The sequence below is a fragment of the Paenibacillus sp. FSL R7-0198 genome, assembly GCF_038000415.1.
Taxonomy (GTDB): Bacteria; Bacillota; Bacilli; order Paenibacillales; family Paenibacillaceae; genus Paenibacillus.
Genome location: NZ_JBBOCB010000001.1, coordinates 1,214,340 through 1,237,996, shown reverse-complemented (window position 1 = coordinate 1,237,996; position 23,657 = coordinate 1,214,340). Strand labels below are relative to the sequence as shown.

16 protein-coding genes are annotated in these 23,657 nt (G+C 45.8%); 15 read left to right on the top strand and 1 reads right to left on the bottom strand.

Going from position 1 to position 23,657, the window contains the following annotated elements:
* The first annotated feature begins 43 nt into the window (after positions 1 to 43).
* From MKY87_RS05240 to MKY87_RS05220, 5 genes are all read left to right on the top strand, one after another.
* Complete coding sequence (locus MKY87_RS05240) at positions 44 to 1,012, top strand: sugar phosphate isomerase/epimerase family protein (RefSeq protein ID WP_036674961.1); 969 nt, start codon at positions 44 to 46, stop codon at positions 1,010 to 1,012.
* 24 nt (positions 1,013 to 1,036) lie between these two features.
* Positions 1,037 to 1,765, top strand: coding sequence for a ThuA domain-containing protein (locus MKY87_RS05235; RefSeq protein ID WP_017687549.1), 729 nt, complete (start codon positions 1,037 to 1,039; stop codon positions 1,763 to 1,765).
* A 519-nt stretch (positions 1,766 to 2,284) separates the two neighbouring features.
* Positions 2,285 to 2,581 carry a winged helix-turn-helix transcriptional regulator gene (locus MKY87_RS05230; protein WP_076333333.1) on the top strand — a complete coding sequence of 99 codons (297 nt, stop codon included), beginning with the start codon at positions 2,285 to 2,287 and terminating at the stop codon, positions 2,579 to 2,581.
* Positions 2,582 to 2,772: 191 nt separating this feature from the next.
* Complete coding sequence (locus MKY87_RS05225; RefSeq protein ID WP_253501636.1) at positions 2,773 to 3,504, top strand: hypothetical protein; 732 nt, start codon at positions 2,773 to 2,775, stop codon at positions 3,502 to 3,504.
* Positions 3,505 to 3,702: 198 nt separating this feature from the next.
* Positions 3,703 to 4,416, top strand: a complete 714-nt coding sequence (locus MKY87_RS05220) for a hypothetical protein (protein WP_133385433.1) — start codon at positions 3,703 to 3,705, stop codon at positions 4,414 to 4,416.
* A 91-nt stretch (positions 4,417 to 4,507) separates the two neighbouring features.
* Here MKY87_RS05220 and MKY87_RS05215 read toward each other — a convergent pair whose 3' ends face one another.
* Positions 4,508 to 5,224: a Crp/Fnr family transcriptional regulator gene (locus MKY87_RS05215; RefSeq protein WP_076333276.1), complete on the bottom strand. Its 717-nt coding sequence runs from the start codon at positions 5,222 to 5,224 to the stop codon at positions 4,508 to 4,510.
* Positions 5,225 to 5,654: 430 nt separating this feature from the next.
* Between MKY87_RS05215 and adhE the strand changes: the two genes are divergently transcribed.
* From adhE to MKY87_RS05165, 10 genes are all read left to right on the top strand, one after another.
* Positions 5,655 to 8,267 (top strand): bifunctional acetaldehyde-CoA/alcohol dehydrogenase, encoded by a 2,613-nt coding sequence (adhE, locus tag MKY87_RS05210; protein WP_074095716.1) that lies wholly within the window; start codon positions 5,655 to 5,657, stop codon positions 8,265 to 8,267.
* A gap of 941 nt (positions 8,268 to 9,208) precedes the next feature.
* Complete coding sequence (gene pflB / locus MKY87_RS05205) at positions 9,209 to 11,467, top strand: formate C-acetyltransferase (RefSeq protein WP_340963211.1); 2,259 nt, start codon at positions 9,209 to 9,211, stop codon at positions 11,465 to 11,467.
* An 89-nt stretch (positions 11,468 to 11,556) separates the two neighbouring features.
* Positions 11,557 to 12,309 carry a pyruvate formate-lyase-activating protein gene (gene pflA / locus MKY87_RS05200; RefSeq protein ID WP_340963209.1) on the top strand — a complete coding sequence of 251 codons (753 nt, stop codon included), beginning with the start codon at positions 11,557 to 11,559 and terminating at the stop codon, positions 12,307 to 12,309.
* A 226-nt stretch (positions 12,310 to 12,535) separates the two neighbouring features.
* Positions 12,536 to 13,903: an ABC transporter substrate-binding protein gene (locus tag MKY87_RS05195; RefSeq protein ID WP_076215708.1), complete on the top strand. Its 1,368-nt coding sequence runs from the start codon at positions 12,536 to 12,538 to the stop codon at positions 13,901 to 13,903.
* Between the two features lie 51 nt (positions 13,904 to 13,954).
* Positions 13,955 to 14,839, top strand: coding sequence for a carbohydrate ABC transporter permease (locus tag MKY87_RS05190; protein WP_036614432.1), 885 nt, complete (start codon positions 13,955 to 13,957; stop codon positions 14,837 to 14,839).
* On the top strand, positions 14,839 to 15,669 hold the full coding sequence (locus MKY87_RS05185) for a carbohydrate ABC transporter permease (RefSeq protein WP_091028779.1): 831 nt from the start codon (positions 14,839 to 14,841) through the stop codon (positions 15,667 to 15,669). The genes MKY87_RS05190 and MKY87_RS05185 overlap by 1 nt, the downstream gene beginning before the upstream one ends.
* A gap of 32 nt (positions 15,670 to 15,701) precedes the next feature.
* The gene (locus tag MKY87_RS05180; RefSeq protein WP_340963206.1) at positions 15,702 to 17,537 is read left to right on the top strand and encodes a cache domain-containing sensor histidine kinase; all 1,836 of its coding nucleotides are present in this window, start codon (positions 15,702 to 15,704) and stop codon (positions 17,535 to 17,537) included.
* On the top strand, positions 17,534 to 19,165 hold the full coding sequence (locus tag MKY87_RS05175) for a response regulator transcription factor (RefSeq protein WP_340963202.1): 1,632 nt from the start codon (positions 17,534 to 17,536) through the stop codon (positions 19,163 to 19,165). The genes MKY87_RS05180 and MKY87_RS05175 overlap by 4 nt, the downstream gene beginning before the upstream one ends.
* Positions 19,166 to 19,193: 28 nt before the next feature.
* On the top strand, positions 19,194 to 20,840 hold the full coding sequence (gene nagZ / locus MKY87_RS05170; protein WP_340963199.1) for a beta-N-acetylhexosaminidase: 1,647 nt from the start codon (positions 19,194 to 19,196) through the stop codon (positions 20,838 to 20,840).
* 275 nt (positions 20,841 to 21,115) lie between these two features.
* Entirely contained in the window at positions 21,116 to 23,368 is a 2,253-nt protein-coding gene (locus MKY87_RS05165) for a stalk domain-containing protein (protein WP_340963197.1), read from the top strand.
* Positions 23,369 to 23,657: the final 289 nt, after the last annotated feature.

Genomic DNA, 23,657 nt, shown 5'->3' with positions numbered 1-23,657 from the left:
AATTCAGCAATCATACGATATCTAATCCAGGGAGGAATCGCACTTGAAACTCGGCGTATTTTTGGTACTATTCGGAGGACGTAAATTGGAGGATGCTCTTGATTATGTAGCATCCAAGGGATTAAAAGCAGTAGAGATTGGAACAGGCGGACATCCAGGCAATGCACATTGTAAGCCAGATGAGTTGTTAAGTAATCCTACAGCATTGAAAAACTTCAAAAATGCAGTGGAATCACGTGGTTTGACGATCAGTGCACTGAGCTGTCACGGTAACCCGCTACATCCGCAAAAGGATATTGCCAAAGGATTTCACGATGATTTTGTTAAAACGGTAGAACTGGCTGAGAAGCTGGAAGTACCTGTAGTGAATACATTCTCCGGTTGTCCGGGAGACCATGAGGATGCCAAATATCCGAACTGGCCTGTTGCACCATGGCCAAATGACTTCCAGGAGATCCTGAAGTGGCAGTGGGAGAACAAAGTTATCCCTTACTGGACAGAGTGGGGTAAATTTGCAGCAGATCGTAACGTAAAAGTTGGATTGGAGCTGCACGGCGGATTCTCCGTTCATACTCCAGCAACCCTGCTGAGACTGCGTGAAGCAGCAGGTGAAGTGATCGGAGCCAATCTGGACCCAAGTCACATGTGGTGGCAAGGTATTGATCCGGTTCAGGCAATTCACATCCTGGGACGTGAAGGAGCCATCCATCACTTCCATGCAAAAGATACAACGATTGATCCGGTAAACGTGAACAAACACGGTGTAACGGATATGCAGGACTATACCAATATGCTGGATCGGGCTTGGCAGTTCCGCTCGGTTGGTTATGGACATGATAACAAGACTTGGGCAGATATTATGAGTGCCTTGCGTCTGGTCGGATATGATTATGTAGTAAGTATTGAGCACGAAGACGGTCTGATGTCGGTTGAAGAAGGATTCTCTAAAGCCGTGCAAAATCTCCAGCAAGTATTGATTGAAGAACCGCTGGGCGATATGTGGTGGGTTTAGAGCTACACTAGGGGGAAATTGAATATGATCAACGTCACCATTTGGAATGAATTTGTCCATGAGAAAATTCACGATGAAGTAAGGGAAGTCTACCCGGATGGTCTGCATCGAGCACTGGCTGACGGACTTGGCGGCGAAGGCTTTGCTATTCGTACAGCTACACTGGATCAGCCTGAACACGGATTAAGTGATGAAGTGCTGAATTCCACAGATGTGCTCATATGGTGGGGACATATGGCACATGATCGCGTAAGCGATGAGATCTCACAGAAGGTTGCGCAGCGAGTGCTGAACGGGATGGGAATGATTGTGCTCCATTCAGGTCATTTCTCCAAACCATTCAAAGCGCTGATGGGAACCAGCTGCGATCTGAAATGGCGTGTAGCTGACGAGCAGGAAATTGTATGGTGTGTTAACCCATCTCATCCGATTGCGGATGGCATCGAGGGCAAGATTGTATTGGAAAAAGAAGAGATGTACGGTGAATTCTTCGATATTCCAGTACCGGATGAACTGGTGTTTGTAAGCAACTTCCAGGGTGGGGAAGTATTCCGGAGCGGATGTACGTTCCGGCGTGGTGAAGGTAAAATCTTTTATTTCCGACCAGGTCATGAGACGTATCCGACCTATTACAAACCGGAAATATTAAGAGTGATCAGCAACGCAGTAAAATGGGCATACCCTGCCCGCAGCTTTAAGCCGGAATTTGGCAAGAGCGAACCTGTAAGACCATTTGGTGGCGTGCTGGTTTAATTTACTAATTGCTTCGTGAAAGATATATATATATATAATTTCAATTAACCTTTACACAATAACGGAGAGGGCAGAAATAACTTGAAGAAGCGGAGCGTGCGCCTTTATCCCCGGATTTTCCCTTTAGAAAGGAATCAAAAAAATCTGGGGATAACAGCGATCGGAAAGTTGTTCTGACGTCGTAGTGGTAGTGTAAATATTCTTTAGGTGAACTTATACGAATAATGTATACGAAGGAACCCTTCTCCGAGTCAATGATGACTGTGGCAGTGGGGTTCTTTTTGGGTAAGATAGTACTATGGGGAAGTTATACGATATTTCCCATGGTTACGACGCAGCGTGTAATGTATACTGGGATGTATGATCCATTTGGATGTTATGCTTCTAAAATTTAAACTTTTTAGTTGCAGGCGTTTTCTTTGAAGCTTAAATATGTTATTATGAAATATACTAACAAAATGTAAGTTGATTTGAGTGATCTCTAAAGAGGTGATTAATGTGGAAGGTCAAGACTTGCGGATGTGTCCGCGTTTTGAGACGGCGTTTTCTTTTTTGGGCAAACGCTGGAATGGTTTAATTATTCAAACGTTGATGAGTGGTTCGAAGCGATTCAAGGATATCTCCAATCTGATCCCGTCCATGAGTGACAAGATGTTGTCCGAACGGATGAAAGATCTGGAGAGTGAAGGTATTCTGGTTCGTCACGTCTATCCCGAGACGCCGGTTCGTATTGAATATGAACTGACGGATAAAGGTAGAGCGCTCCAGCCTGTCATGAATCAAATTCAAGACTGGGCTGAGAAGTGGGTTGACTAACGTATAAACATCACCCACTTTCGTTGCATGAATGACATAGACTCCTGATTTCCGTGGAAATCAGGGGTTTTTGTCTTAAGTATAACGTGGATCGGCGTTTTTCTCTTGGGCTATGCACATGTTGTCATGAGTTGTAGTATAATCTATAGAAAATGGCCACAGACGGCCGGAGCGAAGGAGGCCCACTTGTCATGAGAGAAGAAAGCTTATCCCGTGAAGTACGCTACGGCAAAAAAGATATTGCAGAACTTGAGAGCGCATCCATTCAGGTACATCTGATTTACAAAAAAGCTGCGGAGTTGTTTAAGCGCACAGCATATTCCCGTTCGGTTAAGGATGATCTTGCCGAAGTGAATACGCATTCTGTGAACAGCGATGGTCCGAGATTAGCTCCGGCGGTGCTGCAAAAATGGATTCAAACGTCCAGGGGCTGGAAGTGTATCGGATGTGAGCTGGGACAACCTGATTCAACGACTTCTCAGATGGAGGAAACCATCCATGGTAAGCGATTGGTTCTGGATGTGGGAGAAGGTCGGTTGGTTCAGGCAGAAATGCTGATTCAGGCGGTTGTCTGGTCTCAATATGAGAAGATTCGAATGTTTGCACCATGGCTTGGTGATGAACCCTTTTATAGCGTGCAGGAACTGGATGTCATTGCCCGTTATATTGTGCCTACCTATTTCTCGGAACGGCCTTTGCATGAGCAAGGTAAGGTATTCAAGGTCCATCAACAATATGGGCAGATTCCGTTGTATCAGGAGTATGTAGACGCACCTTCATGTTGCGTGCAGGTGGACGGTGGATTGCTTGAAGGGCGATTGCTGACGGGGGTATACGTATCTGAGGAGCAGTTCTTCGGGCTTAATCCATATCTGAAAGATGGCGATGGAGGACGGACATACATGCAGGCTAGTGTCCAGTGATAAAGTAACCAATTAGAACATAAAAATGAATTAGATTGGAGAGCCTGTATGCAGGCTCTCTTTCTTGTAGAAGCCCTATTTGGAGGGGACACCCTATAAAAAGTAACGGCTTTGACACTTTTTTTTGCCGAAAGTTGTGCCATAATAGAGGTTATGGACAACAGGGTGAATGATTTTACGCAGGGTGGTGTTACCTACATGATGAAGAAAATCCCCGGTTACATAGGTGTATGTATGCTCCTACTGGCGATCTTGGCTGGTTGTAGTGAGACACAGCCTTCTGAGCAGCCAATTGTCAAAGAGACAGAAACAGCGAATACGATCACAGTGGCTGTAGATGGCAGTACGTTTTTGCCTGATGCCACAAAGTCCATTAAGCGAGATTTTAGTGAGGGTTTGACACTCAAAAAAGCATTACTCAATAGCGGACTGGTAGATTTTACGGCAGATGGTAAACGGATTCAATCCGTCGGTGAAGTTTCTCTGGATTCTTCGCTTAGCTGGGCTGTCAAATTGAATGGCAAGGATATTGAACAGGAAGATTGGGACATGGAACTTCATGCCAAAGATGAAGTGATCATTTACGTTAAAGCCGCTGACAGTGGGGGGGATGGCGTTGCATATCAGACAACGTTACTCAAGGTTAGCGGTGGAAACATTATGCCAACCCTTAATCGTCAATATGCCGGCGTCTACGTTCAAGAGTGCACAGTTCGTGATGTGTTGAAGTCCAGCGGCATTGTAAGAATGTCGGAGAATAACAAATTTGTCGTTTCGGTCGAGAATGTCACACCTCGTATGAATGAGCGGTGGGTCATTATGGTGAATGACAAAGAATTAATGGAAAATGGTCTGGACATGAAATTGAATCCACGTGATGCGGTAAAGCTTGAATTGACCAATGCATCCTAAGCATACCAAGAAGCCCAATCTCTTTTTAGAGAACTGGGCTTTTTTTCATTCATTAAATATATAAGCAATATCCGATTAGCATAGTCAAATATTAAATACGACAGATCTCGTTCGGGCAAAGTTCACAGTGACAGATCCCTTGCAGCATCTTCAGATCTTTGATAACAATCATGCCATTGTCGTATTCAATCGCATCTTTCTTACGCAGGTCGCTTAACATGCGGTTTACACTTTCACGAGTGGCTCCAATCATATTGGACAGATCCGTGTGGGTAATTTTTTTGTGAATAATGACATGCTCTCCATGAGGCTCACCATACGAATTCGACAACCGAATGAGGGTGGAGCAGAGTGCACCCGGTTTACCGTATAACATGAGATCCCGGAATTTGGTCTGTGTCAACCGGTGGTGGATGCCCATCCATTTCATAAAGTCGATCGCAAAGTCACAATGCTGGCAGATTAACATCTCCAGGTCTTTATGCTCCAGTACACCAATCTCACTATCCTCCAGCACTTCCGCTGAGAAGCTGTGTTTAGAGCCAAAGAAGGGATCAGCCTGCCCAATCATATCACCGGATTGATACATGTACATGATCAGTTCCTTGCCTTCATCCGTGGATTTGGTGATCTGGGCACGACCCCGTTTCATATAATAAAGTTTGTCAGAGATGTCGCCTTCCCAGTACAGATGTGTACCTTCCGGATAGGTTCTATCTTTCATGGTAACCAGCAGATGGTTGAAATTTGCTTCCGAGAAACAGTTGGTATTACCGCGCTTTTCCAGTACAGTGGTTAGTTCTCTCATAAGTCTATCTCCCCTTTATGTCCATCGGACGACCTTCTGTAATAAGCAGTAGCCTCCGAGGTTCGCCGCAAACCGTTGCCGTCCTGATCAGGGTCATCTCGGCCGGGAGGAAGGACGGTACAAATTGCGGTGGTTCAATTTTTAAGTTCAGTATATACCTAATCTTACCGTTTGAGGGGGAAGGAAAGGGGGCAAAAATGACGAAATTTCAAACATTGTGATAAAATTCACTTTTAATGGAGAGGATGAATTTTACAGCCCTATATTTTAAATAGGAAGTGAAAATGGTCGTATGAAGGACACTACAAAACTTAAATTAAATTTGTTATACTTTGTGAAAAAAATCACATAATTAAGTTTATTGTCATGTTACGATGTGAATGTAAACGAGAGAGACAAACTAATACGAACCTTTAGGAGGATGAGGGAGATGGCTGTAAAGAACGAAGTCGCCCCAGCAAAAGAACCGACAGCAGGTCAGTATATTCAAACGTTAATCGACAAAGCGAATAAAGCACACGCCGCATTCATGAAGATGGACCAAAAGCAGATTGACCGGATTGTGCAAGCAATGGCGCTTGCGGGTCTGGATAAACACATGATGCTCGCCAAGATGGCCGTAGAAGAAACAGGCCGCGGAGTGTATGAGGATAAAATCACCAAAAATATATTTGCAACAGAATATGTGTACCACAGCATTAAGTATGACAAAACCGTAGGTGTGATTGAAGATAACGAATATGAGAGCTTCCAGAAAATTGCGGAGCCGGTTGGTATCATCATGGGTATTACACCAGTAACCAATCCAACATCAACAACGATGTTTAAAGCACTGATCTCCATCAAGACGCGTAACCCAATCATCTTTGGTTTCCACCCATCTGCACAGAATTGTAGCCGGGAAGCTGCCAAAATCCTGCTGGAAGCTGCTGTGAAACATGGTGCACCAGCAGATTGTATTCAGTGGATTGATGATCCTTCCATGGATCGTACAAACGAACTGATGAATCACAATGATGTGGCTCTCATTCTGGCAACAGGCGGATCAGGTATGGTACGTGCAGCGTATAGCTGTGGTAAACCTGCACTGGGCGTAGGACCGGGTAACGTTCCTTGCTTTATCGAGAAAAGCGCAGATATCAATCAGGCAGTGACGGATTTGATCCTGTCCAAATCTTTCGATAACGGCATGATCTGTGCTTCCGAACAAGCGGTCATCATTGAAGAACCGATCTTCGATCAAGTGAAGAAAAAAATGATTGCGAATGGCTGTTACTTTGTTAACAAAGATGAAGCAGCAAAATTGACAGCAGGTGCGATTAATGCCGAGAAATGTGCGGTGAACCCGGCGATTGTTGGTCAATCTGCGGTAAGCATTGCGAAATTGTGCGGTATTGAAGTTCCAGCAGGCACCAAAATTCTCGTGGCCGAGATTGAAGGGGTAGGTACCAAATTCCCATTGTCGGCTGAGAAATTAAGCCCGGTACTGGCTTGTTACAAAGTTAAAACGGCAGCAGAGGGAATTGAACGTGCAGCAGAAGTGGTTGCATTTGGCGGCATGGGTCACTCCTCGGTTATCCACTCCACAAATGAAGAAGTGATCGGCAAATTCGCAGATCGTCTGCAAACCGGACGGATTATTGTGAACTCGCCATCCACACACGGTGCCATCGGGGATATCTACAACACAAACATGCCGTCATTGACACTGGGATGCGGATCATACGGACGTAACTCGACTTCTTCCAACGTAACCGCTGTGAACTTAATCAATGTGAAAAGGGTGGCTCGCCGTACCGTGAATATGCAATGGTTCAAAGTGCCGAACAAAGTCTACTTCGAAAAAGGCGCAACACAGTATCTTGCCAAAATGCCTGATATCACACGTGTGGCGATTATTACGGATGCCATGATGGTGAAACTTGGATATGTTGAAAAGGTAGAACACTATCTGCGTCAACGCCAAATGCCAGTAGCGATTGAAGTATTCTCCGATGTTGAGCCAGATCCATCGACAACAACGGTAGATCGCGGAACCGAAATGATGCGCCGCTTCCAACCGGACTGCATTATTGCACTCGGCGGTGGATCACCGATGGATGCTGCCAAAGCCATGTGGTTGTTCTATGAATATCCAGACACGGACTTCAACGATTTGAAACAGAAATTCATGGATATCCGCAAACGGATCTACAAATATCCACGTCTCGGCGTAAAAGCGAAATTTGTAGCGATCCCAACCACATCCGGTACAGGTTCTGAAGTGACATCGTTCGCGGTTATCACAGATAAAAATCAAGGTAACACCAAATATCCATTGGCCGACTATGAGCTGACACCAGACGTAGCGATTGTTGATCCGGAGTTTGTATACTCCCTGCCTAGAACAGCCGTTGCAGATACAGGTATGGACGTACTGACGCATGCGATTGAAGCTTATGTGTCTGTCATGGCAAATGATTACACGGATGGACTTGCGATCAAAGCAATCCAACTGGTGTTCCAATACCTGGAGCAATCTGCACTGCAAGGTGACAAACTGGCACGTGAGAAAATGCATAATGCTTCCACGATTGCAGGTATGGCGTTTGCCAACGCATTCCTGGGTATTAACCACAGCTTGGCGCACAAATGGGGCGGTCAGTATCACACCGCACACGGACGCACCAATGCAATCCTGATGCCACACGTCATTCGTTACAACGCGAAAAAACCGACCAAATTTGCATCGTTCCCGAAATATTCGCACTTTGTAGCGGATGAGCGGTATGCCGAAATCGCCCGCATCTTGGGATTGCCTGCTCGTACGACAGAAGAAGGCGTAACCAGTCTCATCAATGCGATTCGCAAACTGAACAAAACATTGGGCATTGAAGAATCGTTCCAGGAAATCGGATTTGATGCCAAAGACTTTGAAGCACATGTGGATTATCTGGCTGACCGTGCCTTCGAAGACCAATGTACAACCGCCAATCCGAAGTTACCGTTGGTAACTGAACTGGCTGATGTATACCGCAACGCTTTCTACGGAAAGTTTGAATAATAAATTTAGAACGAAGCGTGCCTTACGGCAAGAAGATCAGGGTTCCCCGAGAGGGGAGCCCCGATTGCCGTCTTTCACATAATAAAGAAAAGGGCAGAAAAACAGAAGAGCGAGCATCTGTTTTTCAGGGTTTATTCTAAGCTTTGTTTTGCTCCGAACATGGAGGAGCAAAGGTTCTTAAAGAGGTTACACGGAATCCGTGACGTGGCTGTTTGAGCCAGATGTTCACACAAGAACGAAGAGGGCAGAAAAACAGAAGAGCGAAGCATCTGTTTTTCAGGATTTATTCTAAGTTTTGTTTTGCTCCGAGCATAGAGGAGCAAAGGTTCTTAAAGAGGTTACACGGAATCCGTGACGTGGCTGTTTGAGCCAGATGTTCACACAAGAACGAAGAGGGCAGAAAAACAGAAGAGCGAGCATCTGTTTTTCAGGGTTTATTTTAAGATTTGGTTTGCTCCGAGCATAGAGGAGCAAAAGGGTTCTAAAGAGGTTACACGGAATCCGTGATGTGGCCGTTTGAGCCAGATGTTCACACAATAACGGAGAGGGCAGAAAAAACTGAAGAAGCGGAGCGTTCGCCTTTATCCCCGGATTTTCCCCTTTGAAAAATAAAATTGAAAAAATCCGGGGATAACAGCGATCGGAAGTTGTTCTGCCCGCGCAGTGGCTAAGTGTGAATTTACCGGGTTCAATGGGACACAGCGCAGGTGGAGTGAGTTAGTTCACTGACTTTGTGACAAAAATCACAGATGATGAAAGCCCCAAGTCGTATACTGAAAATGTAAGAAAAACATTCATCCCGCGGTTCCGGTTCCCAAGTAGAGAGAACATGTTCCGGTTTATGTGAAACAATTCACATTTATCGCGGCTCTGGGCACACAATGCTACGAATGAAGCAAGATGTTATGTGTCCAGAAATCCAAATTAGTGGAGGGATTAAGATGTCGGTGATTGAAAAAGATGTCAAACAACAAACAGGCTGGAGAAACTTTACCAAAGGAACATGGACCAAATCCGTAGATGTGAATGATTTTCTGGCACACAACTTGTCTCCGTATTACGGCGATGAAGCATTTCTCGCAGGTGCAACCCAGAATACCAAAGAATTGTGGGATATCGTATCTGATCTGACCAAAAAAGAACGGGATAACGGCGGTGTCCTTGACGTTGATGTGAACACACCAGCGACTATTGTTTCTCACCAACCCGGTTATCTGGATCAATCCAAAGAGCAGATTGTCGGCGTTCAGACCGATGCTCCGTTCAAACGTTCCATTCAACCAACAGGCGGAATCCGGATGATGATTGATGCATGTGAAGCATACGGCTTCGAATTGCCTCAAGGCGTCATTGATATATTTACGAACATTCGCAAAACTCATAACCAAGGTGTATTCGATGCTTATACTTCCGATATGCGTGCAGCGCGTAAAGCAGGGATTATTACAGGTCTTCCAGATGCGTATGGCCGTGGCCGGATCATCGGTGACTATCGTCGTGTAGCTTTGTACGGGGTAGACTTCCTGATTCGTAACAAAAAAGGCGAATTGAACGCACTTGAAGTTGATGTTATTGATGAAGATGTCATTCGTCTGCGGGAAGAATTGTCTGAACAGATTCGTGCATTGCAAGAATTGAAACAATTGGGCGATATGCACGGGTTCGATATTTCCTTGCCAGCGACAACAGCAAAAGAAGCATTCCAATGGTTGTACTTCGGTTATCTCGCTGCAATCAAAGAACAGAACGGTGCTGCGATGTCCCTGGGACGTGTATCTTCTTTCCTGGATATCTACATTGAACGTGACTTGCAAGAAGGCATTCTGTCAGAAGAACAGGCTCAGGAATTGGTTGACCATTTTGTAATGAAACTGCGGATTGTCAAATTCCTGCGTACACCGGATTACAACGAACTGTTCAGTGGAGATCCAACATGGGTGACGGAGTCCATCGGTGGTATGTCCGTGAATGGTGAAACACGCGTAACCAAAAACAGCTTCCGTTTCCTGCATACACTGCACAACCTGGGACCTGCACCAGAACCGAACCTGACTGTTCTCTGGTCCACGAAACTTCCAGAAGCTTTCAAAGATTATTGCAGTAAAGTTTCCATTGAAACCAGCTCAATTCAATATGAAAATGATGATCTGATGCGTCCGATCTATGGTGACGATTACGGTATTGCTTGCTGTGTATCGGCGATGAAGATCGGGAAACAAATGCAATTCTTCGGCGCTCGTGCCAACCTGGCAAAAGCTCTCCTGTATGCGATCAACGGTGGTCGTGATGAGAAATCCGGAGCACAAGTTGGACCTGAGTATCCTGCAATCACTAGCGAAGTACTGGATTACAATGAGGTTATGAAACGTTTCAAACCAATGATGGAGTGGCTGGCGAAACTGTATATGAACACCCTCAACGTCATTCACTACATGCACGATAAATACAGCTATGAGCGTATCGAGATGGCATTGCATGACCGTGACATTGTACGTACGATGGCTTGTGGTATCGCTGGTCTCTCGGTTACAGCAGATTCACTGAGTGCGATCAAATATGCCAAAGTAAAACCAATTCGTAACGAACAAGGCATCGCTGTTGATTTTGAAATCGAAGGAGACTTCCCTTGTTACGGTAACAATGAAGACAGCGTAGACAGCATTGCTGTTGAACTGGTCGAGAACTTCATGGGCATGATTCGCAAGCACAAAGCTTACCGTAACGCAGTGCCAACACAATCCGTTCTGACGATCACTTCCAACGTGGTATACGGTAAGAAAACAGGGACTACACCGGATGGTCGTAAAGCAGGTGAACCATTTGCTCCAGGTGCGAACCCAATGCATGGTCGTGACAAAAAAGGTGCACTGGCATCCCTTGGATCTGTAGCCAAATTGCCTTATGAACACAGTCTTGACGGGATTTCCAATACCTTCTCCATCGTGCCAAAAGCATTGGGTAAAGAGGAGAATACACGTAAATCCAATCTGACTGCGATGATGGATGGTTACTTCGGTCAAAACGCTCATCACCTGAACGTTAACGTATTTGATCGTCAGCAATTGATTGATGCGATGGATCACCCGGAAAACTATCCGCAACTGACTGTACGGGTTTCTGGATATGCGGTTAACTTCATTAAACTGACTCGTGAACAACAGTTGGATGTCATCAACCGTACGTTCCATGGCTCGATGTAAGTAATTTGCAAGTAGAAGACCGCTAGAGCAAGGCATTCCAAATCATATTAAACGCACAGCGGATGCGGATACAGAAAGGAAGAGGCAGCATGGTTAACGGACATATTCATTCACTCGAAACTTTCGGGACGGTTGACGGCCCAGGCATCCGCTTTGTGCTTTTTATGCAAGGATGTCTACTCAAATGTCAGTATTGCCACAACCCGGATACATGGGCGCTGGATGGCGGAAAAGAAATGACGCTAGAGGAGGTATTGGCTGAAATTGAGCCGTACCTATCCTACTACCGCAGCTCTGGAGGCGGACTCACGATATCTGGCGGAGAACCAACGTTACAGGCTCACTTTGTAGCCGAGATCTTCAAAGAAGTGAAGCGCCGCTGGGGATTGCATACGACACTGGACAGCAACGGGTTTAACGAGCCGGATCGGATTCACGATCTGCTGGATCACACAGACCTGGTTCTGTTGGACCTCAAACATATTGATGACGAGAAACATATCAAGCTGACAGGCAAATCCAACGAGAGAACGTTGAAAACGGCCAAATGGTTATCGGAGCAAGGTCGGAAAATGTGGATACGTCACGTGTATGTGCCTGGCATTCATAACGAGGAAGAGGATCTGCTTAACCTCGGACGGTTTATTGGAACATTAAATGGCGTCGAGAAGTTCGAAATTCTTCCATACCATCAGATGGGGATCTACAAATGGGAAGCGCTCGGTAAAGTATATCCACTGGATGGAGTTCCTTCACCAACTGAAGAAGAAGTGGAACGGGCGTATCGCCTGATCGAACAAGGTAGCCAGGAAACGGCTGGCGTGGCTTGTTCAGGTAAGTAATCTAACCTTTAAATATAACGTACCAATGACCAACCAAGCAGTCCTTGCGAACCTACTTCGCAGGGACTGTTTTTGTTGCTCCTCAACATATGGCAAGAGAGATTATGGGTCCAGTGAAGGATTTTATCCCTCCATTGATGAATTGTCATCCTTACGATGTAAGCTCCGGCTTTTTATAATCAGAGTGTAAAGCCAAATGCTCAATATCTTGAGGAGGGTCAACCAGATGAAAAAAAGAATGACATTACTACTTTCATTATTGCTTATCACTTCATGGACTTTGGCGGGATGTGCAAGCTCAAGTAACGAGCCACAGCAAGGCGCAGGCAACACACCTGTGGAGGAAACAAGTAAGGAACCGGTTGAGATGCTTCTCCGTCACACACAGGTGGGGGCCGACAAACAGAAAAGACTGGCCATTCTGCAGGATGTTGTGGACAAAGTGGAGGGAGAGGTACCCAATCTGACCTTTACGCTGGATGGCGTCGAATCTGATGTGAATCGTAAGGAAAAGCTTCGCGGAGAGATGGCGGCAGGTAACCCGCCGGATATATTTGAACTGTTCGGTAGCCCGGATTCCAAAGTTTATGCCAAGGAAGGTATGCTGCTTGATCTGACCCCAATCCTGCAAGAGCTGGGCATTCAAGACCAGTTTACATCCCTTGAACCGTTTACGTATGAAGGCAAAGTATATGGACTGCCGATTGGCGGTTCGGGCGAAGGTTTTTTCTATAATAAAGAGTACTTCGAACAAAAAGGATGGAAAGCTCCAACCACCATGGCTGAACTGGACAATATACTGGCCGAGATCAAGGCCGATGGCAAAGTGCCGCTTGCTTCCGCATCCAAGGCGGGCTGGGTGCCGCTTATGTTAACCAACCACCTGTGGTCCCGGTATGCCGGACCGGAGATTACCGCAAAGTTTGCAACAGGTGAAGCGAAATGGACCGATCCGGGTGTGGTCCAAGGATTTGCCAAACATAAGGAATGGGTCGATAAGGGTTATTTCAAAAAAGGTGAACTGGGCTTTGAGTATGCCGAATATACCACGCAATTTACGAGCGGAGAAGCGGTGTTGATGTATGACGGAACATGGAAATCATCTGTATTCAAGGAAGGTCAGAGCGGTGAATCGCTCATTGGCAAGGTTGGATTCTTCAATATGCCTCCGGTAGAGAACGGCGCAGGCGATCAGACGTCTTTGATGCGGGATGTGAACAATGGATACGGTTTCTCGGCAGCAGTGGCGGATGACCCGCAGAAGCTGGAAGCAGTGAAAGCTTTTATCAAAAATTTCTACAATGAAGATATGCAGGTCCGTGGCCTTGTGGAAGATGGTGTGTTGCCTGCGATGAAGCTGGATGAGAAAGTGCTGACCGACAGTATTACCGATGATCTGATGAAAGAAATTGTGGCTGTGCTTAATGCGTCCAAGACATCGTTCCCGGCATTTGATGCACTCGTTCAGGCCGATGTGACGACAGAGATCAGCAATCTGCAAATCCAGAAGTTGATTGGTGGGCAGACGACGCCAGAGAAAATGGCAGAAGAGCTGCAAAAGGTGCAGGAGGAAGCAAACGCTTCCGTAGAATAAATCAATCCAAGTTGAAACTGCGATCGTTGAAGTGACTGAAGGAGGCTGACTATGAATACTTCACTCCGCAGCCCGTTAATCTATACGCTGTTTGTAATGCCAGCCCTAATTCTGTTTGTAATGTTCTTCTTATATCCTATTGGTAGCTCCCTGTATTACAGTCTAACGAGTTGGAATGGGGTATCGGCTGAGCCACGTTTTGTGGGTTTATCCAATTATGTGAAGGCACTGACCGATGAACGTTTTTGGATTTCCACACGGAATAACGGCTTTTTCATCGGATTTTCGGTACTGATTCAGGTACCCCTCATCGTCCTGTTTTCGCTTCTTATTGCCAATGTGAAAAGACTAAAAGGTCTGTATAAAACAGCTGTTTTTTTACCATCCATTATGTCGACAGCCGTTATCGGTATCTTGTGGGGGTTCATCTATGAACCCAATATCGGACTATTAAACAAAATACTTCATGTGCTGGGCATCGATCCAATCTACTGGTTATCGGATAACCGATTCGCCATGTTGTCCATTTTGGTGACCAATGCCTGGCAGTGGACGGGATTTTACATTGTCATGGTGCTGGCGGCCATACTGGCGATTCCCCGTGATCTGGATGAAGCGGCTGCAATCGATGGGGCAACAGCGGTACAACGTGCAATGCGAATTACGTTGCCGCTGATCCGGCCGATCATTTCAGTGGTGATCATGTTGTCCATTGCAGGTGCCATGAAAGCAGCCGACATCGTGATTGTCATGACCAAAGGTGGGCCCGCTGGGTCCACCGAGGTTCTGGCCACATATATGATCAAATACGCGATTACCAACTTCAAATATGGCTATGGCAATACCATTGCAGTGCTGATCTTTGCTCTGACGCTTGTGCTCACTGCGGTGTATCAACTGCTGGTAGCGAGGCGGAGCGAGAAGGTGGAATATTGATGGCAAAAAGCTTAAAAAGCAGTATACCTCATGTGTTGTTAATATTGTATTTAATCGCGATTTTGTTTCCCTTTTTATTTGTAATCTTCTCTTCATTTAAGCAGGATAACAATGAAATCGCCTTGAATCCATTCGGTCTGCCTACAACATGGGAGTTTAACAATTACGTGGAGGCTTGGGTGAATGCAAAGATTGGCACATATTTCTGGAATAGCCTGTACATTTCGGTTTTATCGTCGGCGTGTACGATTGTGCTCGGTGCCATGTTTGCTTTTGCCGTAACCCGGATGAGACACCGGAGATGGAGCCTGTTTCTGTACAGCTTAATTCTGGCAGGTATGCTTATTCCCAACAATGCACTTATGCTGCCGATCTATCTGCTTGTTCGCAAAATGGGCATATTGGATACCCATCTGGCATTGATCGTGCCCTATGTGGCCAATGCGATCCCTTTTACCATTATTATACTGGCGGCTTTTATGCGTTCTCTGCCTGGAGAAATTGAGGAAGCGGCGGTCATGGACGGCTTGAGGGCACCGGGTATCTTTGCTAAAATAGTGATACCTCTTACGGTTCCGGCTATTGTTACCGTTTTTATCGTTAATTTCCTCGGCAACTGGAACGAATTTTTACTCGCCAACTATTTCTTATCCACCGATAAATTGCGTACGCTGCCAGTGGGCATGGTCCAGTTTCGGGATCAATATCAGATGAACTATGCCCAGATGTCGGCAGGTATTGTATACAGTGTTGTACCTGTACTTGTGATCTACGCTATACTCCAGGAGAAAATTATAGAAGGAGTAACTGCAGGTGGTGTCAAAGGTTAATACCATGAACCAGTTGATAGGGAGAACGGGATATGAACTTGCGAATGAAGCTGGCCTTGGCATTTCTGCTGCTGATTATTGTACCGATGTGTGCGCTAGGCATTGGCATGTTTCTGGTCACATCACATACGATTGAGAAAAAATACAATCAACAGGCCGAATATGCGCTTCAGGCCATTAGTTACAATATCGAGAATGTATTTCAGCAGATTAATAGTGTTACCGACAACGGGATAGCTACATCGGTTTTTCAAATGGCGCTGAACGCCAAAGATCCGACCAAGCAGGATCTGGGAACCGGTAATCAGTTATCCCTGAATGCCAGCCAGCGCAATTTCCGTTCCCTTCTATATAATTATCCGTTCATCAGTTATGCCTTTTTATATGATTTGCGTTCTTCCGAGAACAACCAGATTGTCTCCATTTTCACCAAAGAGAACTTTCAAGCCCTTCCTTTTCAGCAATTCAAAGTACATCCCTTATTCAACGAAATTCAGCAACTTAATGGCGTGCCTAAATGGCTCGCACCTTTGGAATATCCCGAATTAACCGGGATAGAACCTGTCTTTACCCAGATCAGACTGGTCAAAGAACTCAGTTATTTTCAAAATATCGGGGTGCTTGTTGTTCAGATCAAAAAAGGAGAGATCGACAGGATCTTCCGTCACCTGCAGATCAGCGATTCGGCACAGGATACATCTTTCCTGTTAATTAATGAAGAAGGCCTGATCGTCTATGATCCTGCTGGTATTTATAACGGTGAGAACATGCAAAATCTTGGTGCTGAATCTGACAGGTACGGTCCCGGTTTTAGCAGTGTCAGAACGGTCTTTGACGGCAAGGAAAGTATCATTTCGCAATATCATCTGAAAAACTATAACTGGAGCCTCGTCAGTGTGACTTCATGGGAAGCCTTATCTGCGGAAACCAATGCCTTTGCAGGTTGGTCTGTCATCATTATTCTGTTATGCCTGCTCGCAGCGATGATCTTTAATCTTTTTTTCATGAATCGCATTACGGGTAACATTGCTGTACTTGTAAGGTTTATGCGTCGTGTGGATGATGGTGATTTTAATGCGAGGGTGGAAGGAAAAGGGTTCGATGAAATGCAGCTGCTTGCGCAAGGGTTCAATGAACTATTGGATCGTATCGGGGGATTATTCCGTCGTGTTCGGGCAGAGCAAGAGCAGAAGGCCCAAGCGGAACTACGTGTACTACAGGCCCAGATCAAACCTCATTTTCTGTTTAACACATTGGAATCCATTAATGGATTAGCGCTGCGTGGGGAGGGCCGCAAAGTAAGCGAGATGGTGACCAGACTTGGCAATATGCTTCGTATCAGCATTCAGGATCAGGAGGAGATTCCGCTGGGTGAGGAAATCAGGCATTTGCAGAGTTATCTGGAGATTCAACAGTACAGGTTCAGTGATTTGTTCACCTATGAGATTGACATTCCACCTCATTTATACAGCTCAATCCTGCTCAAGCTGACCCTCCAGCCTCTGGTGGAAAATAGCATTCAACATGGGTTTGAGGGGATCACCTATCCAGGTGTACTGCGGATAAGCGCATATGCGGAACGGGATCATCTGGTGTTATGTGTTGAGGATAATGGGATCGGTATTCCCCAGGAAATGCTCGCACGATTTGAGTATATGGCAGAAGATCCGCCGGAAGATATGCTCGCGGAAGGGGCGGAATCATTATCGGCCATAACGGAACGCAGGGGATTGGGATTACGAAGTGTGGCAGATCGAATTCGTATTCAATACGGGGCCGGGTATGGCATATTTATATGTTCAGCACCGGGGTATGGCACTGTTATTCGATGCATCATTCCATTATATGAGCAGGAGGAAGCCGGATGAATCTGACTGCAATGCTGGTTGACGATGAGCTGCCGATTCTGGAGAATCTGAACTACATTTTACCCTGGGAAGAGATGGGGATTGAAATCACAGGTACAGCGAGAAGTGGTGTAGAAGCGCTGGGGAAAGTAACAGAAAGTCATCCGGACATTCTCTTGTGTGATATTCGGATGCCGTCTATGGATGGATTGGAACTTATTCGATTGCTGCGAGAGCAGGGTGAAACGTGTGAAATTATTTTGCTGACCGGTTATCAGCAGTTTGAATATGCTCGAACCGCTATTAAATATAACGTACATGAATACATATGTAAGCCAATTGATTATTTGAATCTGGAACATAAACTGCGTGAGCTTGCCGTTCAGATCCAGAAGAGACGTCTGGAAAACGAATCGCAACGTTATCGCAGCCAAGAGATGGAAAGCTGGATCAGACACAAACAGTTGATTGACCTGTTGCGAGGAGAAGCACCATTGAAGATTGCCTATCCTGCTTCTGTTCCTGAATTTATAACAACTGCTGCACCGTATACGTTGCTGCTGGTGGATGCGGTCGGTTATTTTCGCCATTCGATCGGTTGGTCCGAGCTTCAGCACCAACGATGGCATGAGACCGTAATTTCCAGACTTAGGGAAGTGGCAGAGAGAATTACGGGTGACTGTCAGATTCTTTCGACCCGCAAAGGTGAGTGGTGCATCCTGCTGGAGGCATCGGGGGAGTGGAAACGTCTCTCAGAGGAATTGGCCCATCAACTGTGTCTCGAATTAAATGTGATATTATCCTTGGATTCAGGTGTGAAGGTCAGGGTTGTTCAGGATGCTGTGCCCGTGAACCTGGAAAGTCAAATTTTGGAGCGATATCGGCATTGTCAAAAAATACTGATGTCCCATGCGGAGAGTGAAGACAAGGTGCTGAAGGCGAGTTGTCCCGAAACCGCCTTATCGCATGATCATACGGCCTCCAAAGGGGCTAACTCATGGATTACAAGAGAAGATCTGGAGCTTGTTACTCGGTGGATTCGTCAAGGGAACAAGCAGGGGTTACGTGATGTATTGGATCGGCTTAAACAGCAAATGGGGAATTCAGGACAATCCTTCAACAGGGTAGATGAAACCAATCTTCGGTTTATGCTTGTGCACATGCTTCGTGAACTGCGGGAAGTACAGGCCTTCGCTGAAGAGCACGAAGTGAATTTTTGGAATGCACTGCAAGGGGCCGTATCCATGAGGGAACTCCTTGAACTTGCAGAGGTTGTTATCCATGCCTATCAGGGCAAACAAACGCAGCCACGTCCTTCTGTATCGGAACTGATCCTGTCTGCATGTGAGTATATGGATGCACGGCTGCAACAGGACTTGGGAATAGATGAAGTCTCAGATTGGCTCGGAATCAGCCCAGGTTACTTTTGCCAGCTGTTTAAAACCCAAATGGGTGTTACTTTTGTGGAATACATGACGCAGAAACGGATGGAAAGTGCAGCTTTATTGTTGAGTACAACCGAATGGAGCATTACAGCGATTGGAGAAGCCACAGGGTTCAAGGAGCGCCGTTACTTCTCCAAGGTGTTTCATAAACACTTCCACATGAAACCCTCCGAGTACAGGCAGAGTAAACGATTGGGTTCGTAGGGGCAAGGGAACCGGGAGGAGAGGTCAAATGAAACTCTTAAATAATCTGACATTGGAGCAAAAGGTAGGACAATTGTTGATGTGTGGATTTCACAGTCAGCACGCAGATGAACAGATTGCTCGCTTAATCCGTGACTATCACGTCGGGGGCATCATTTATTTCCGGCGCAATGTCAAAAGTGTAGATCAATTGACACGGCTGTCCGCCGAACTGCAAGATATGGCTGCTGAAACGGGGGCCTTACCACTCATGATTTCGGTGGACCAGGAAGGTGGCATGGTTGCACGGATTGACAAAGAGGGAATGACCCAAGTGCCGGGTAATATGGCACTTGGTGCAACAGGAAATCCGGAATATACCCTGGAGTGTGCCCAAATTCTGGGGCGTGAGTTGAAAAACATCGGTATTGATATGAACCTTGCGCCAGTGGTCGACGTGAATAACAATCCGCTTAACCCGGTTATCGGTGTGCGTTCGTATGGTGAACATGCTGAAAGTGTGGCCGCTCATGGCGTAGCAGCCATCACCGGATATCAATCACAGGGCATAGCTGCTACTGCCAAACATTTTCCGGGGCACGGAGATACCGCCGTAGATTCTCATCTTGGTATGGTTACGGTACCTCATGATCGAAACAGGCTGGAACAGATGGAGTTGTTGCCGTTCCGCAAGGCGATTGAGGCCGGAGTTGACGCTATTATGACAGCTCATGTGATGTTCCCTTCGATTGAGCCCGAGCCCATTCCGGCAACATTGTCGCATAAGGTGTTAACGGGTCTGCTACGTGAGGAAATGGGTTTTGAAGGCATTATTATTACAGACTGTCTTGAAATGCATGCGATATCCAAGCCATATGGTGTAGCTGAAGCTGCCGTTCGTGCTGTGGAAGCAGGAGCAGATCTGATTCTGGTGAGTCATACCTTGCAAGATCAGGTTGCTGCGCTGAAAGGCATATACGAAGCAGTTCGAACGGGGCGCATTTCGGAAGAGGTTATTCATCAGGCGGTTGAACGCATTATGACATGGAAAAGAAAGCGCTGTGGGCAGCAGAATGATCATCTTGTTTCGCCGAAAGCGAGTGAAACGGTCGAATCAACCGATGTCGAACCTGTTGATTGCACTGAATCCACTAAACCTACTGAGCCCAGTGTGCCCAACGAATTGACGTTGTTCAAGATTGCTTCAAGCAGTATTACCATCGTTCATAATGATGGGCTGCTGCCATTGGACCCAGAGAAGGACGTATATGTCATCTGGCCTGAGGTTGTGCAACGTACAGAGGTGGATGAACCATGGTCTCATACAGAATCGCTGGGTATGGCGCTATCGCAACTGCGAGGCAGAGTTCGCGAGCACATCATTACAACTCAGCCCACTTATTATGAAACAGATCGGATATTGGCGGAAGTGTCGGAGAGTGAGCAAGTTATCGTATGTACGTACACGTCGGCTGGACATCTTCCGAAAGGGCAACAGTATTTGGTTGAAAAGCTTAGTGAGAATCATACCTTGATTGTAATTGCTCTGCGCAATCCATATGATCTGCTGGAGATTTCGAGGCCGGGTAGTTATGTTTGTACGTATGAGAATACACCTGCAGTTGTTCGGGTATTGTCCCATGTGTTAACCGGTGGAATGCAGCCAACAGGAAGTCTGCCTGTCCGTTTGCGCTAGACCTATTCAATCCTTACATCTCTCTGCGATATGGTGCTGATTGACCATCTCCTGGAGAGATTTTTTTGTTGGAATTTTCTATTGGTTAATTTTGGGATACGAATGCTAAAAAGATAATTGATAGATAACTATTTTCATAGTATTTTCCTTCTATTAAAAGTTTACAATTCTCCTCTTAACTTTTTAGCAACTTTTCCCGGTTCCAAGCGTCTAATAATATGACTTTTTGAGGGGGATATTTATAAAATGGGAGCAGAAGGAGCCAAAGACAAAGAATGAATTTGAAGAAGAAATTGTCCATACTTACCGCTTTTGCTGTGTTTCAGGCGTTTGCAGTCATTCCTGCCAATGCACAATCAGCAGATCAGAGCGATACTACATCAGTGAATACAGCCAAAGTTAAATCCGTGGAGGTTGTGAAGAAAGAACAAACCATCGCGGAATCCGAAGTGAAATCCGGAACAAACACTCCAACATCAAATAATGAAACAACTGAAGAAGTGAACCCTGAGACAGATGTTCCTACAGGAACAGACGCGACTCCTGTTGAGCCGGTAATTGAACCTACGGACGAAGAAGGTACAGCTGAGGAAACACCAGCACCTGCACCGGTAGAAGTGGAACAACCGTCTACAGGGAGTTCATCTGTTGCTGGAGGCGGGGGTGGAGACCTCACTCTTTATATGAACAGTAATAAAATGATGCAAGATGGCAAAACGTATCTTGCTGGACAGCCGATGGCTGTTAAAAATGGTGTATCCTATGTAGCGATCCGTGCTCTCGTTGATCGGGTTGGCTACGATGTCAAATATGATAACACAACTAAAGAAACGATCATTATTAGTGGTGAAGATGAGCTGCGTTTCAAAACAAACAGCAAGATCTATACCGTTAATGGTGTGTCCAGAACGATGAAGGGTGCGGCTTATCAACAAAAAAATACGTTCATGGTGCCGTTGACTTCAATTACCCAAGCTTTGGACATTACGTATAAAGTAAATCAATCTGCCAAAACGGTTGTATTGAATCTGAGTACCAAACCGGTGGCAAGCTTCACGGTACAAAAAGAGGTTTTTGCCGGAGACCAGGTAACCTACACAACCAGATCCAGCTCTCCCAAGGGACTCAGCATTGTAGATGAGCGTTGGACAGGTCGTCAGGATTCATTCGACCAACCAGGTGTATACACAGTAACCTATGCGGTCCAGGATTCAAGTGGTCAATGGAGTGATCCGTATTCGGTTACGATTAAGGTTGAAAGACCAAATCTGCCACCTGTCGCAATGTTTACGACAGATAAAGAAGAATACAAAATGGGTGAGAAAATCACTTATATTGATCAAAGCACAGATGATGAGAACGCAATTGTAAAAACAGAATGGGATAACAATGCACTTGCATTCTTTGTTCCAGGACCGAAGACCGTAACGATTACAGTTACCGATAAACATGGTGCTAGCGATAGCTATACCAAGATGATCAATATTACGGGAGAAACACTTTATAGTGTGACTGACTTCAATCAATTGTTCACACCAGTCGGTGAGAAGTTCACTTTTGACGGTGGTGGAGTACCGGCATTGGAGAAAGTTCCTTTCACGTATTATGACGAACCAAGTCTGCTGATCCGCAGTAACAGCCCGGAAACCGTGAATACAGAAGGCATTGTGTACAAGGAATCTTCCTTCGGACAGACACGCTTCATGATTCACCATGTGAACAACACGGGCAAAAACGTGAAAATGTATGTTGTAGCGACAAACAACAATGCATACACGGCGTCCATTGACCAGCAAAACATGGGTTTTGCAGGACCGTCTCCTTTTGCAACGGTAGCTGGAAAGTTGTCGATTGACCGTTGGTTCCAATCCATGCAGAATGGTACCGGACAAAAGAAAGTTTACATCCAGCCAGGAGAAAGCAAGCTGATTCTCAATGATCTGAGCGTTCTTCCGATGAAACAGGGACAAGTCATTTCCTTGTATTCGGATGTATTCAGTGACTATGAACTGGATTACAACATTATCATGATTGAAGAAAACAAGGACCCGATGGAAGTGTTGTCGAGCCTGCCGGTTCTGGATCGTGATGGTGTTCACAACCGCGGAACGTACCCGAATGCAACACGGATCATTACGTACGATCAAGAATTAGGATCGAAGCCTGCACGTCTTCCACTTGGAGACAATGCAAGTGATCCAAACCTTGTGGGAACGGACCCTATGGCTTACACGGAAGCTTCCAACGCAGGTAACTTCGGTGTATTGTACAAAATTACATTGAATAATGTTGCTCCGCGCACGTTGATTTCATTCAACCCTCGTGGTGGCAGATACTCAGGTGTGGCACTTGTGAATGGACAGGTCGTTCAGATTTCCACAGGTAAATCTGTAACTGCACCTAATGAGCAAAGTGTAATGTATCGCACAGGTTCGTACGGCGAGAGTGTAACCATTCTCTTCTCGGCGGCACCAGGAAGTAACTTGCCTGTTAACCTGCTGTTCACGCCGCTTCCGGCTGAAAAATAATAACATGAACATGCACGGACGGTTTGGAGTGAAAGCTTATATCATATATACCCGTTCACCCCAAAAGTCGCCCGAACGATTGATCATCTGAACCGTCAGGAAGGGACTCCATCAAATGCAATGTCATTAGCTCCAAGCTAAACGTAATGGCAATGCATGGGTATGGAGTCCTTTTTATGTGATGTTGGAATGACCCAACCCGGTGTCTTCGTTGACTCTAATCGTAATTTGATGCATTATTAGAGGTATACAAGAAAGCAAAAGTTTTTGCTTTTGCGAATAAACTGTC

Excerpts from the sequence above, each read along its gene's own strand:
- MKY87_RS05235 (WP_017687549.1), top strand. The coding sequence starts at position 1,037 with ATGATCAACGTCACCATTTGGAATGAATTTGTCCATGAGAAAATTCAC.
- MKY87_RS05230 (WP_076333333.1), top strand. The coding sequence starts at position 2,285 with ATGTGTCCGCGTTTTGAGACGGCGTTTTCTTTTTTGGGCAAACGCTGG.
- MKY87_RS05225 (WP_253501636.1), top strand. The coding sequence starts at position 2,773 with ATGAGAGAAGAAAGCTTATCCCGTGAAGTACGCTACGGCAAAAAAGAT.
- MKY87_RS05220 (WP_133385433.1), top strand. The coding sequence starts at position 3,703 with ATGATGAAGAAAATCCCCGGTTACATAGGTGTATGTATGCTCCTACTG.
- MKY87_RS05215 (WP_076333276.1), bottom strand. The coding sequence starts at position 5,224 with ATGAGAGAACTAACCACTGTACTGGAAAAGCGCGGTAATACCAACTGT.
- adhE (WP_074095716.1), top strand. The coding sequence starts at position 5,655 with ATGGCTGTAAAGAACGAAGTCGCCCCAGCAAAAGAACCGACAGCAGGT.
- pflB (WP_340963211.1), top strand. The coding sequence starts at position 9,209 with ATGTCGGTGATTGAAAAAGATGTCAAACAACAAACAGGCTGGAGAAAC.
- pflA (WP_340963209.1), top strand. The coding sequence starts at position 11,557 with ATGGTTAACGGACATATTCATTCACTCGAAACTTTCGGGACGGTTGAC.
- MKY87_RS05195 (WP_076215708.1), top strand. The coding sequence starts at position 12,536 with ATGAAAAAAAGAATGACATTACTACTTTCATTATTGCTTATCACTTCA.
- MKY87_RS05190 (WP_036614432.1), top strand. The coding sequence starts at position 13,955 with ATGAATACTTCACTCCGCAGCCCGTTAATCTATACGCTGTTTGTAATG.
- MKY87_RS05185 (WP_091028779.1), top strand. The coding sequence starts at position 14,839 with ATGGCAAAAAGCTTAAAAAGCAGTATACCTCATGTGTTGTTAATATTG.
- MKY87_RS05180 (WP_340963206.1), top strand. The coding sequence starts at position 15,702 with ATGAACTTGCGAATGAAGCTGGCCTTGGCATTTCTGCTGCTGATTATT.
- MKY87_RS05175 (WP_340963202.1), top strand. The coding sequence starts at position 17,534 with ATGAATCTGACTGCAATGCTGGTTGACGATGAGCTGCCGATTCTGGAG.
- nagZ (WP_340963199.1), top strand. The coding sequence starts at position 19,194 with ATGAAACTCTTAAATAATCTGACATTGGAGCAAAAGGTAGGACAATTG.
- MKY87_RS05165 (WP_340963197.1), top strand. The coding sequence starts at position 21,116 with ATGAATTTGAAGAAGAAATTGTCCATACTTACCGCTTTTGCTGTGTTT.